The 13,587-nt window shown below is 43.0% G+C and carries 10 protein-coding genes; 4 read left to right on the forward strand and 6 right to left on the reverse strand.

What is annotated here, in order from left to right; genetic code table 11:
* Positions 1 to 49 precede the first annotated feature (49 nt).
* The 4 genes from JMY00_RS02700 to rsmG form a co-directional block, all read right to left on the reverse strand.
* The gene (locus tag JMY00_RS02700) at positions 50 to 775 is read right to left on the reverse strand and encodes a MotA/TolQ/ExbB proton channel family protein (protein WP_201556020.1); all 726 of its coding nucleotides are present in this window, start codon (positions 773 to 775) and stop codon (positions 50 to 52) included.
* Between the two features lie 85 nt (positions 776 to 860).
* Positions 861 to 2,030 carry a ParB/RepB/Spo0J family partition protein gene (locus tag JMY00_RS02705; protein WP_201579038.1) on the reverse strand — a complete coding sequence of 390 codons (1,170 nt, stop codon included), beginning with the start codon at positions 2,028 to 2,030 and terminating at the stop codon, positions 861 to 863.
* A gap of 157 nt (positions 2,031 to 2,187) precedes the next feature.
* Entirely contained in the window at positions 2,188 to 2,967 is a 780-nt protein-coding gene (locus tag JMY00_RS02710) for a ParA family protein (protein WP_102078567.1), read from the reverse strand.
* A gap of 240 nt (positions 2,968 to 3,207) precedes the next feature.
* Positions 3,208 to 3,924, reverse strand: coding sequence for a 16S rRNA (guanine(527)-N(7))-methyltransferase RsmG (rsmG, locus tag JMY00_RS02715; protein ID WP_201579039.1), 717 nt, complete (start codon positions 3,922 to 3,924; stop codon positions 3,208 to 3,210).
* A 357-nt stretch (positions 3,925 to 4,281) separates the two neighbouring features.
* On the opposite strand from rsmG, the gene JMY00_RS02720 reads away from it, so the two are divergent.
* The 3 genes from JMY00_RS02720 (at position 4,282) to JMY00_RS02730 (ending at position 9,239) form a co-directional block, all read left to right on the forward strand.
* Complete coding sequence (locus tag JMY00_RS02720; protein WP_201579040.1) at positions 4,282 to 7,122, forward strand: ATP-binding protein; 2,841 nt, start codon at positions 4,282 to 4,284, stop codon at positions 7,120 to 7,122.
* Positions 7,123 to 7,349: 227 nt separating this feature from the next.
* Positions 7,350 to 8,492, forward strand: coding sequence for a WYL domain-containing protein (locus JMY00_RS02725; protein WP_201579041.1), 1,143 nt, complete (start codon positions 7,350 to 7,352; stop codon positions 8,490 to 8,492).
* Between the two features lie 99 nt (positions 8,493 to 8,591).
* Positions 8,592 to 9,239, forward strand: coding sequence for a TerD family protein (locus JMY00_RS02730; protein WP_201579042.1), 648 nt, complete (start codon positions 8,592 to 8,594; stop codon positions 9,237 to 9,239).
* Positions 9,240 to 9,366: 127 nt separating this feature from the next.
* On the opposite strand, the gene JMY00_RS02735 is transcribed toward JMY00_RS02730, so the two are convergent.
* Entirely contained in the window at positions 9,367 to 10,350 is a 984-nt protein-coding gene (locus JMY00_RS02735; RefSeq protein ID WP_201579043.1) for an ion transporter, read from the reverse strand.
* Between the two features lie 714 nt (positions 10,351 to 11,064).
* Here JMY00_RS02735 and JMY00_RS02740 point away from each other — a divergent pair.
* Entirely contained in the window at positions 11,065 to 11,691 is a 627-nt protein-coding gene (locus JMY00_RS02740) for an OmpW family outer membrane protein (protein WP_201579044.1), read from the forward strand.
* Between the two features lie 154 nt (positions 11,692 to 11,845).
* Here the strand turns inward: JMY00_RS02740 and JMY00_RS02745 are convergent, their stop codons facing one another.
* Positions 11,846 to 13,564 carry a 2-oxo acid dehydrogenase subunit E2 gene (locus JMY00_RS02745; protein WP_201579045.1) on the reverse strand — a complete coding sequence of 573 codons (1,719 nt, stop codon included), beginning with the start codon at positions 13,562 to 13,564 and terminating at the stop codon, positions 11,846 to 11,848.
* Positions 13,565 to 13,587: the final 23 nt, after the last annotated feature.

Here is a 13,587-nt window from a genome sequence, read left to right on the forward strand (position 1 = left end):
CAGCTACCATTTATAGGCTTAAGATTTCTATTCTTCAAAACAGCATTGACTACACTGCCGCTATGCTAGTCTTATCCGAATCCAACGCACCGAATGAACGTTCTTGCACAATACTATCATCTATTGACTTATGGCTAGAAGATGTAGATGCCTGCGTACTAGCAAGCAAATGATAATCATACAGCTCTTGAATCATAAGCCCTGCTTGAGTCTCGAACTGAGCGTTAATATCAATGATACGGCGCTGAAAATAACGATAAGCAACCAACGCAGGGATAGCAACGATCATACCTGCAGCGGTAGTGATTAGTGCCTGTGATACACCAGCGGCTAGCATCGTCGGATCTTGCATGGCGCCATCGGTAATCGCTAAGAATGAAGAGATGATTCCTAGTACCGTACCTAATAGGCCAAGCAACGGAGCTATCGCACCGATAGTTCCTAACATATTGATGTTTTTTTCTAACTGATGAACTTGGACGCTGGCACGGTTTTGCATGTGCATCGTCATCGACTCTAGCCCATACTGACGGTACAGTAAACCCGTTGCCAAGATATCGCCAAGCGCCGTCTTTTCTTTTACATTCATCAATTGTGTGCGGCCAATATCGCCATTTTCACGTAAACGAGTTATTAGTTGTTCGCGCAACCTGCTAGGAGCGACTTTGTTAAACTGTAGCGTATGGCTACGTTCAATGATGATAACCAAAGCCAATATAGAACAGACCACGATAGGTGTCATTAGCCAGCCACCTGCTTTTACCAACTCCCACATACCCACTCTCTTCCATATTTTTGCAAAAATAGTTGTTCAGAGGCGACTTAGCATTTGGATAGATACGGCTAACTCGCAAACGTTATTAAGCTTGAGCTTCTATATGTTTAATCAACGCAGCTAATTGATCTTGATTGTGGAAAAATATCTCAACACTACCTTGACCATCTTTTTTATGTTTGAGTTTGACTTCAGCACCAAGCATGTCTGTCAATCTTTGGGTCAAACGCTCTGCATCACGAGATTGTGCTTGTTCAGCACGGTTGATCTTGGGCGCTGGCTGCAAGATTGACTTGACCAATTTTTCAGCTTCTCGCACGGTCATACCGCCATCGATAATCTTTTGCGCGATGATAGGTTGCTGTTCAGAGGACAATGCTAAAAGTGTACGAGCATGACCCATATCTAGCGCACTGTTGGCTAAATGGTCTTTTACTGTATCATGCAGCTGATTTAAACGAAGTAGATTCGATACTGTCGTACGCGCCTTGCCAACGACTTCAGCAATCATGGCATGACTCATACCAAACTCCGTATGAAAGCGTTGCAACGCCGCTGCCTGCTCAATCACTGATAAGTCTTCACGCTGGATGTTTTCAATCAATGCTAGGGCAATCGCCAACTCGTCGGATAAAGCGCGCTCAATCGCAGGGATAACTGCTTTTCCTGCCATTTTTGCTGCGCGCCAGCGGCGTTCACCAGCGATAATTTCGTGAGTGACAAATGCTTCACTTTTATCTTCGTTTGCCAACAGTGGGCGGATAACGATAGGCTGCATCACGCCATGCTGCTCGATAGAAGATGCCAACTCTGCAAGTGCTGTTTCACTCATATCACGACGAGGCTGATACTTACCTGCTTGCAAGCGTGTGACATCGATTTGTACAAGGCTAATCTGATCTTCGGTTGCGCTCGTATCTGCACTATTGCCACGTGATTTGTTGATCGACGCCTTACTAGTAGCACGAGATGAACGTGGCGCGCGAGTACTACTCTCACTAGCAGCATCGTTATCAGTAGTCTTCGCAGATGATTTTTTACTGGCTTTTGTTGGAGTGATATCAGGCGCTATATCTGTGGATACAGTATCTATAGGCGCATTAGTATCTACAGGCACATTAATATCTGGCGCAGCATTTTCACGCGCCACCATGTCGTCTTGCAAGGCAGAGGCGGTAATTTGCTTTTCTTTTTTGATTGACCCTAATAAGGCATCTAAGCCCCGATTAGCAGCCAACCCTCTTTTCTTCGCCATGATTACCTATCCTCTAACGCTAAAATAAAAGCCAATCGATTACTAATGCGGCTTACTAAATACAATGTTAAGTGTTCTATATTTATGCTATTCATTCACTGTGCTGATCAGTGACACTTTTTATCTAAAAATTCTTTGTAAGAACTTTAGATAATAACTAGCTACTTTGTTTCATCACTTCAGCGGCAAGCTTTTGATACGCGCGTGCACCTTTTGACCATCTCTCATACGCAATAACTGGTAAGCCGTGCGCAGGGGCTTCTGCCAAGCGAATATTTCTTGGAATATGAGTCTTGTACATGATATCGCCAAAATGCGCTTCTAGCTCAGTAGATACATCACGAGCAAGCGTATTACGCGCATCAAATAGCGTTCTGACCACACCGCGAATATATAGCTTAGGGTTCAACTCTGTAAGGCGTTCAATCGTTTGCGATAAGTCGGCCAATCCTTCTAGTGCATAGTACTCACACTGCATAGGAATAATCACACTGTCCGTAGCCACCAACGCATTAATCGTCAGTAGATTCAAACTAGGCGCACAATCGATAATCACATAATCGTATGGCTGTTTTTGTGTGGATACCTGATCGTTAACCAATTCAGCCATGGCGGTTTTGAACAGCTCATGACTATCTGTCTTACTCATTAAGGTAATGTCCATGCCAGCCAAATCGCGATTGGCACCGATGACATCGAACCCTGCAGGACTAGTAACAATTGCTTCAGACAACGCGACGCCATCTAGCAAAACGTCCGCTATGGTAAGATCCAACTCGTTTTTGTCAACGCCTGTACCACTGGTCGCATTACCTTGTGGGTCTAAGTCAATCAGCAGTACATGCTTGCGTTTAGCAGCCAAGCTGGCGGTCAAATTTACTGCCGTTGTGGTTTTACCCACACCGCCTTTTTGATTCGCAATTGCTATGATTTCCATACACTCACTCAATTTTATTAGGGTCTATTACTTTTGACTCGGTTGGTACAATTATTTTTTTATTCAATCTTGTACAGCGACACTCGCTCAGTATTTAAAAATAAGCAATTTATGGTCTAAAATGCTCAGTTTGCGTTCGAGCATTTTAAATGCTTTTAAATACTATGTCATTTAGATACAGACGTAAACTGTGTTTCACAAAAAACTGTACCTGTTTCATGACTGCGAAGTGTTTATGCCTTAGCTGTCTTTGGCAGACATTTCAATTAAATGACGACTGTCGTGCAAACGTGGCACCGTCAGTTTAATGGTTTTGATATGCCAATCACTATCGAGTGCTTGCAGCTCTTCTTCACTCGGGACTTTACCTTTCATAGCACATAAGAAGCCGCCATCTGCCAATCTTGGCTGCGCTACTTCTACAAAATCTATCAAACTGGCAAACGCTCGTGATGTCACCACAGCATAACTTGCTTCATGCGCTTCAATACGCGATGCGATCGGCTGCATATTACTCAAGCCGAGCTCGCTGCTGATTTGCTTAATAAAGCGAATTTTCTTCTGATTGCTATCAAGCGCAGTACACTGGCGCTCAGGCTGACAAATGGCAATAATAACTGCCGGCAACCCTGCTCCCGTGCCGATATCTAGCAACGATCCGGTGGGTAAATGCGTTATAATAGACAGGCAATCTATCACATGCTTGATCAGCGCTTCTTCTGGATCAGTGATCGCGGTCAGATTATACGCTTTATTCCATAGTAAAAGCTGGTCTAAGTACAATAATAACGTGCGCTGCTGCGTTTCACTTAACGGCAGACCTAGCTCATTTATCGCTTGCGCCAAGGTATTAGCCAGCTTTGGCAGTTGCGCACCAAGCTTTACGAAACCAGACGGATCAATATTGATATTACCCATACTAGCAGACGATGAAGAGTTTTTAGCGGAAGCTGACATACAACGAGTTATCCAGTTTTGACTTGTGAACCGTTTATTTTATCATGCAGTCTGCCCATTGAATAGTTGCAGATTGCGCCAATGTGGGACATCTTATACTATCTACGCTTATCATGAGGCGTTATTCTGCTTTGATTGCCTCCAATTCGCTGATTAAGTCATTTGTTTTTTACCAGTTTTACTCAATCATTTGTCTAAATATGATACAAAACTGCGCTTAATGACTTCGCTAATAGGTGACTATATCTTGTAAGATGTCATGATTGATTATAAAAAACTCAGAATACGCATGAACAGATAAGATCAATCACTTCTCATATCCCTTTAATACTTTTTAAGATGATTTTTCAAACGCCTATGACAGAACAACCCTACACCCCTATATCGCAAGTATCAAAAGACGCTAACAATATGGTAGTACCTACTACTGACTCAAAAAATACTAAGCAAACAGCACCTGATACCCCAAACCCTATCTTCATAGAAGTTCAGCAAAATTGTCGCATTTCCGCTGAGCAATTAAAACGCTATAGCGACCCTGATGAGTTACCTACAGATACACGTACTGCGCCTGACTTAGATGTTGGTTTCGGCCAACAACGCGCGCTTAAAGCATTGCATACAGCGCTGGATATTAAAGCCAGTGGTTACCATGTGTTTGCCGCTGGTGAAAACGGTTTGGGCAAACGTACTGTGATTAGTCGTCTTTTGACGCGTATTGCCGCCGACGCACCAACGCCAGATGATTGGGTATATGTGCATAATTTCACCGATCCACGCACACCATTGGCGCTGCGTCTACCAGCTGGTCAAGCCTCGCTATTACAGCAGCAAGTTAATAACTTATGGCAGCAAGCAAAAAAGCGTTTAAGCCAACGCTTTCGTAGCGATCAATACCAGAGCAAAATTGAAGCCATCAAAAATAGTACTCATCAAAAAGAAAGTCATGCCTATGACGCGCTTAATGCTGAAGGCAAACAATATGACCTAGCACTGACGTTTCGCTCGTTCGATAATAAAGCCGTATTTGTTCATCCTAGTCAGCTGCCTACAGAAAGCAACAGCGGTGATAACAAACAGGTAGAAACACCTAACAAGCAAAAAAATTCAGAAAAGCTCGATGATAGCGAAAAAGTTAATATCTTGAGCAATAAAGATAATGAGAGTAAAGAAAACCAAGACTCTACATATGGCAATAATGAATACGAAGCTGAGCTGAATAACTTCGTGCAAAAGAACCATATGCAAAAGCGCCTGAGTCAATTGACTATCGCCTTAGAGCAACTAGAAGACGAAGCCAATGATGAAATAGAGGCATTACATCGTAGTATTGCCCAACGTGCTTTACAGCCATTATTTACTCCTATTTATGAGCAGTTTGCGACTCATCCACTTGTCGTAGAATATCTCAAGACTGTATTTGATGACATGGTCACTCACGTAGAGCGTATCGTCAATGGCGATGATGAGGAGTTTGTGACGGCAGTGTTGGCTACGACGCCCAGTCGTTATGCAGTAAATGTTATTGTCAGTCACACACCTGACAGTGGCGCACCCGTGGTCTTTGAGGATTTGCCAACCCATCTCAATTTATTGGGGCATGTCGAACAAATCACCCAATTAGGCACAGTAACCACTGACGTGAGTATGATTCGTGCAGGTGCTCTACATCGCGCTAATGGCGGCTATTTACTGTTAGAAGCCAGCCACGTCCTTGAGCATCCTTATGCATGGCAGGGCTTAAAGCGCGCATTACAATCACGAAAAATCAAACTATCAAGTCTAGAGCAAATGCTGACGCTAACCGGTAGCTTATCTCTCTCACCAGCGCCTATTGATTTAGATATCAAAGTTATCTTGTTAGGTGAAGCAGATTTATATTATGAGCTGCTAGAGCTTGAGCCTGAATTTGATGCGGTATTCAAAGTCCGCGCTGACTTTCATGACGATGTGCCTCGTACCACTGAACATGAATTGGCATTGGTCGCAAAAATGGCTGATATCATCGACTATGCCAACCTTTATCCGTTTGAGAGCAGTGCACAGGCCACGCTACTTGAACATCTAAGCTTACAAGCTGAAGAACAAGATCGCTTAAGCCTACACAGTGACTTATTGATTAAACTATTGCATGAATCAAACCGTCACGCTCGATTAAATAATGAGGCTATGGTGACGGCAGATCATGTCACTCAAGCAATCGATGACATGGATGAGCGTTCAGGATATTTACGCGATCTGTACTGGGATGAGCTGAAAAACGGCCAGCAGTTGATCCAAACGCAAGGCGATGCTATCGGACAAGTTAATGCATTGACTGTGGTCAGTTATGCTGATAGTGAGTTTGGCATGCCAGCACGGCTTACTGCGGTCATTCAGCCAAACATTGGCACAGGTGAAATTCTTGATATTGAGCGTGATGTAGACTTGGGCGGTAGTTTACACGCCAAAGGCATGCTGATTATGACCAGCTATTTGCGAGCGCTGTTTAGTCAACATCATGCACTGAATTTTAGTGCCTCACTGGCGTTTGAGCAGAGCTACGCGCAAATCGATGGCGATAGTGCTACTGTAAGCGAAGGCTGTGCATTGCTATCCGCATTAGCAAACGTGCCTATCAATCAGTCTCTCGCGATTACTGGATCAATGAACCAGCTAGGCGAAGTACAGGCAGTTGGTGGCATCAATGCCAAAATCGCAGGTTTCTTCGACGCTTGCCGCGAGCAAGAGCTAACAGGCGATCAAGGCGTCGTCATTCCCATGGCTAATGTCAAACAACTGATGCTACGTGACGACATTATCGATGCGGTAAATAGAGGCAAATTTCATATCTATGGCGTCTATACTCTAAGTGAGGCCCTGACGCTGATGACTGGCTTGCCCATCGACACCATGAATAAGAAAGGCCGTTATCGTAAAGATACTTTATTTGGCAAAGTATTAAGCCGTCTGATGCTGTGGGATGAAAACCAGGAAAACACTGATGACATCGATGATGAAAAGTCCAAAAAGAAAGCGAAGAAAAAGCGTAAAGAAAAACGTCAAAAGAAAGAAAAGCATAGAATAAAAGAAAAGCAAAAAGGCGAGAAAAGTAATGAGAAAGGTAGCGAGACAAGTAACAAGCAAAGCGATGCTGAGCCTATTGGTGACGCCTTAAATGATAGTGAGACAACAGCTATCGACAGGAATGACAGTTAAAATTTAAACGGTACTACAGATACGCACGCACATTGCTGTTCGACTAGATTCATTGTGATGTCTATGGCTAGATCGATCAGCAACCATCGAATAGCAACTATTAAATAAACATACGCATGCATGAACGTCGCTAGACGCTACGCTGCTTTTCTGAGATGATTAACGGTTCCTGATCGAGCAATATCGTGCCAGAAACCGACTTGTAACTTCATAAAGGGTATCTCTTAATGACTGTACATCCTACTGATGCTGATAACATCCAAGCTCAGTCCAATCCTAGTGAGCCGGCAGGTGCGCTTGCAACTGTAGACACTGGTACCTCAAAAGAGGCCAATGCCGCCAATATTAGTGACAATCGACATGGTGCGGCAACGACTGCTCGGCAATGGCAAGTACTATCACAACTGCAGCGCAATCGCTGGGTAGGTACCACGCATATTTATGAGCAGCTGATGATGGCAGGCTTTGATATCAGCCTACGTACTGTCCAACGCGATTTGAATGCCCTTGCCAAACGCTTCCCTATCGAAAAAAACAATGCCAATCCTCAAGGATGGCGCTGGAAAGAAGACGCACCATTACAAAGTTTGCCGCACATGAACTTATCACAAGCGGTTGCTTTTAATATGGTCGAGGCCAATCTGACCCAGTTACTGCCACCTGTTATCTTAGATGAATTATTTCCTTGGTTTGACTTAGCACGGCGACAGCTCAAGAACAGCAAAGTGACCCACTCTTGGATAGACAGAGTGCGTATCGAGCCTGCCACGCAGCCGCTTATTGCACCAGATATCGATTTGGACAGTAAAGACAATATTTACCATGCGCTATTTTATCAGCTGCAGATTCATGCTTGTTATACTCGTAGCAACAAATTACAAGCCAGCGAATATATCCTAAATCCAATCGCAATTATCCAGCGTGGCGTGATTATCTATCTGCTGGCAACTCGTACTGACGATCCAAAAGCCATCATTCGCACCTTTGCCTTACATCGGTTTGATAGTGTTGAGATTCTCGAAACCGCTGCAAAAACGCCAGAAAAATTTCAACTCGACACCTATTTGGATGAAGGTAGCATGGGCTTTAGTCACCCACTGTTTGGCGAATTGGATGAGCGTGGCAAAAATACTGCTGTTGAGCTTAGGTTCACTAGGCAAGCTGGTAAGAGTATGACCGAAAGTAAGCTTAATGACGATCAAACCGTGACGCTAAATGAGGATAATACCCTTACTGTAAAAGCTACTGTTAATTTAACCTCACAGTTGGTCTGGTGGCTGCGTGGATTTGGTAGTGGGTTATTAGATGCTAAGCCTGAACTACTTTATCAAGCGGTATTAGACAAACCTGCGACAGCAACTAATGAATGACGTCACTGACATGAGACAGGCTTATTACATAGCACGCCTTAAGTAAGCAAACACCAAATCTAGATAACGGTTAAAAATTAAGAATAAAAAAGGAAATTTATGTCGACCACTGCCCCATCACCACTGTTGTCAGATAGTTTACGAGGACTGGGACTAGACGCAGGAACGTTGTTCTTTGCACTCAATTATGAATTTACCAAAATTGAGCCAAAAGGCATGTTTAAGCGCTTCAAAAAAAATCAAAGCGCGATGGATATTGATCTGGCTTGCGTGTTGTACGATGACAATTGTGTCATCAGTGACATCGTTTGGTTTAAGCAATTGCGAGATAAAGCTGAATCGGTCAAGCATCAAGGTGACAGCTTAAATGGTAAGGATCGCGGTGAACAAGCCATGTATCTGGCCCCGCTTGATCAAGAGCAAATCAGATTGGAGCTTGAGAAAATACCCGCTCATATTACTCATATTGGTTTAATTGCCAACTCATACCATGGACATTCATTTTCTAGGGTGAAAAAAGGCGAAATTCACCTGAGTGACGATGAAGGAAACCGTCGTTTTGAAGTCAACCTTAAGCAGCTCCCACGCGACTGCACCACGTTATGGGTAGCGCATTTGCGTCGATCTGTTGACGACTGGCATTTAACATTGCAAAACTTACCACTCACTGCAGAACATCTAGCCGACGCAGCACAAGAAGTGGCTCATGAGTTAGCACGTGCACTGCCCATTCCTCAGGGTATATAAGAGCAACTGGTCATCGAATATAAAAGAGGTCTTGTGCTCGCATAGCACAAGACCTCTTTTTATGAGTAAAGCATTAGCTGCAATTAACTACTAAAAACCTATCTGTTCTAAATCATTTCACACTTGCCTATAAAACTTCACCGCAATGCGGACAGAAGTTCTTTTGGCGCGTCTCAACTTCCTTCTCACGCCGTTCAAGCTCTTGTTCTCGAAGTACTTGTAGAACAATATTCTGTGCCTGTTCTTTATCTAAGCCTAGCTCTCGACGAATTTTATCAATCATCATCTGATTCTGTACCAGATCAAAGTCACTATCAATAAGCTGCTCACGAAAATGCTGTTCAAGCTCTTCACGGCGCTGGGCCAACTCATTCGCCAATCCCGTCGCTAGAATACCAGCCGGTAGGGCTGCGAGACCAACGCCCAATATCGTAATGACAGCACCCAATATTTTTCCCGCATTAGTAATTGGCGTGACATCTCCATAGCCTACTGTTGTCAGTGTCACTACAGCCCACCACATCGCTTTAGGTATGGACTCAAACTCGTCTGGCTGTGCATGATTCTCCACTAGATAAATACCGCTAGAGGCGGTCACAATCATAATGATAAGAATAAAGATAACAGCCTGAAATGAGCCTCTCTCTTTACTAATCACGACTAGCAAAATACGCATGGAAGCAAAATAACGAGTCAGTTTTAGGATTCGAAACAAGCGTAAAATGCGTAAGAAACGCAAGTCAATATTGACAAAGAAATTCAAAAATGCTGGCACGATCGCTACTAAATCAATCAACGCTGATGGGCTTCTAATCCAATTCCAACGCTGTTTCCATGTTGTGTTATCAGGCTTGGCTTCAGCCACACTCCATAGACGCAATAAGTACTCAATAGAAAAGACAACAATAGAGAAGTTTTCGAATAAGGTGAAATAATCTTGATAAGGGTAATACCACTGATCGACAGACTCGGCTATCACAGCCGCTACGTTAGTCATAATCAAAAATATAAGAAAATAATCAACGTAACGGCTAAATAACGTGTCATGTTCTTCATTTTGTAAAATATCATAAACAAAATGACGCAAGCGCCGTATAGATTGGAATAACATGCCAGCCCTATGCGGTGAAATACCGATTTGATATTAGTAGAATAAAACAACGGTCAAACCATAAAAACCAAACTTTCATCACAGGACATAGGATATATTTGCAGCAATCATCCGTGACTTTTATCAGAAGCACTTCATTTCAGTACTGACCTATCCATTATTAGCCATGACTATCGGCTATACAAAATGCAGATAATAAATATAGACCGATACCAGCAGTATAAACACAATTAGTAGAATAGAGAACCTTAAGAACTGTTCGTCAGCGCGAAGCTGTTGGCTAATATCTTGCGCAGGTATCAAAAACAAGTGACATTCAGGACAACAAGAGTCTACCTGACTCAGTATTTTCATCGTACGCGCATTCGTACAGCGTAGAGGGGAGTTACTGCAATAGCCAAGCATAATATATTGCACCTCTTTTTGAATCATAAATAAGAGATACCGACTTACGTCAATGACACTTACTTAAAAAGCAGCTTTTGTTGTGTTTAATTATAGACTGTAGACAATTGAATTACACGTAAATGTAATTTATTGCAGAAACATTGCTAATTTATATTTAAAACCTTACCAATAATAATGATTTTCGTATTATAATAGACATTAAATGTTAAAGATTAAACTTTAATCATAACATTATGTATCAGTAGCTAATGCCATCCCTCATTAGAAAACTGCTGATAATTTTTTATTACGTTAAGGAATGAAATGATGAAACTACAATCCCTAGTTTTAGCAACTGCTGCTGCACTTACAATGACAACTGCTTTTGCAGTCCCTGCTGGTACTTGGTCTGTTGCTGCTGGCGCACATTACGTTGATCCTAAAAGCGACAACGGTACTCTAGATAATGGTTTATCTGTTGATGTTGATGGCGATGTACGTCCAACTATCAGTGGTGAGTACTTTATCGCTAACAACGTTGGTGTTGAATTGCTAGCTGCACTTCCGTTTCATCATGATTTTGACTTGAATGCTGCCGATGGCACAACGGTTCTAACAGGTAAAACCCAGCATTTACCACCTACTCTTTCCGTACAGTATCACTTTGACTATGAAAACATGCCAATGAACATCAAGCCTTTCATTGGTGTTGGTGTGAACTATACAACATTTTTCAAAGAAAGAATTTCTACTGGTGGTGACTTGGACCTTGACGATAGCGTTGGCGTGGCTGGTCATGTTGGTCTTGATATCCCTTTTGCTCCTACCGAAGCTTTCCGTATCGATGCCCGTTATATGGACATCAAAACAGACGCTACTCTAGATAACGTAAATCTTGGCGAGATCGACATTAGCCCTTGGGTATACGGTGTAGCATTCGTTAAACAGTTCTAATTTAGTAAAGATATCATGTGCAATAAAAGCCAGCTTGATAGCTGGCTTTTTTGTGCCTGCTAGTTACGATTATATTAGTGTTGGCCCTAGCTACCAGATAACAGCGCATAAAAAAGACCACCCGTGGGCAGTCTTTTCTAATTGCTAGCTAGCTTTAGATTAAGATACGACGCGGATCTGCTAATAGCGTTGCTATATAACGAGTGAATACAGCAGCGTCTGCGCCATTAATCACACGGTGGTCATAAGATAAAGACAGTGGCAGCATCAAACGTGGCTCAAAGCTTTGTGTTTTAGCATCCCAGCGCGGCTGCATACTTGCTTCAGAAACACCTAAAATACCAACTTGTGGCCAGTTAACTAACGGCGTAAAGGCGGTACCACCCAAGTTACCTTGGCTAGATATGGTAAAGCTTGCCCCTTGCAAATCTTTGGTACTGAGCTTCTTATCACGAGCTTTTACAGCAAGCTCGCCGATCTCAATTGCAATTTGCTTCAGACCTTTATCTTGTACGTTTTTGATAACCGGTACGATAAGACCATCATCTGTTGCCACAGCAATACCCATATTGACACTTTTACGCAATATAACCTGAGTATTGTCATCGCTCAAATGACTGTTGAATCGTGGATGCTGGGTCAACGCGTAAGCAGTAGCTTTAACCACAAATGCCAAGATAGTAAAGCCAACACCTTCAGCTTTCATGCCACCTTTTAGCTCACCACGTAGTTTCTCAGTTTCAGTAATATCAGATAGATCGAACTGCGTTACTTGCGGTAGCAAAGTATTGTAGTTGAGCTGTGGTATCGAAACTTTCTGCAAGCGGCTGAGGTCTTGTGTTTCTGTCTCACCCCAGATCTCAGCATTACTCATGTCAGGCAGCTTCGGTAGACCTGAGCTAACAGCATTACTGCTCACAGGTGCCGCTTTCTGCTTGGTTAGACTATTCTTAACATGTGCAAACAAGTCTTCTTTTAGAATGCGATCGTTTAGAGCTGAACCATTCACTTGTGTGATATCAACACCTAACTGACGCGCTAGCTTGCGAACAGCAGGACCTGCATACACATCGACCAATTTTTCATTGACCTGTGCTTCAGTTAATTTACCCTCTGCTTTGCTAGCAGCTGTATCAGTATTGGTCAGTTTGGCCGCCTGTTTTGGCTCACCAGTAGTTTTAGCAGCTGGTTTATCTTCTGTTTTGGCTGGTGCTGACTCTTGTGGCTTAGGAGCTTCAGATTCACTATCAATAGCATCATCTGTACCACTCGCCATGATGACGATAAAGTCCTGACCATTAGCAACCATATCACCTGCTTCGACCAAGATTTTTTCAATCTTACCGGCAACTGGCGCTGGTACTTCAACCGAAGCTTTATCTGATTCGATTAGCAAAATTGACTGTTCAGCGCTAACAATATCACCAACACTAACCATAATTTCAGAAACTTGTGCCTCGTCAACACCTAAGTCAGGTAATGCATGAGTAGTTGCTTTACCAGCATTAGCGGCTGGCTTGGCAGCAGACTCTGATTGCGTTGATTCAGTTGCAGCAGGTTCAGGTTTTGATCCTGGTTTAACATCGTCTGTGCTGTTCACTTCTTGCTCTTCAGCAGCAGCAGCATCATTGCTTTCTGCGCTATCATCTGCACTTTCAAGCTCAATTAGTACCATACCTTCGCTAACTTGATCACCGATAGCAATACTAATCTTAGTCACTTTACCAGCAGCAGAGCTTGGTACTTCAACTGATGCTTTGTCAGATTCTAATAATACGATGTTGTCGTCTTTTGCGATGACATCACCAACTTCTACCATAATCTCGCTGACTTCGGCGCTATCCACACCTAAATCGGGGGCTTTAATGTCCATGATTTATTTCCTCGTCTTATGGT

Source organism: Psychrobacter sp. Pi2-52 (genome assembly GCF_904846705.1).
In the GTDB taxonomy this organism is placed as follows: Bacteria; Pseudomonadota; Gammaproteobacteria; order Pseudomonadales; family Moraxellaceae; genus Psychrobacter.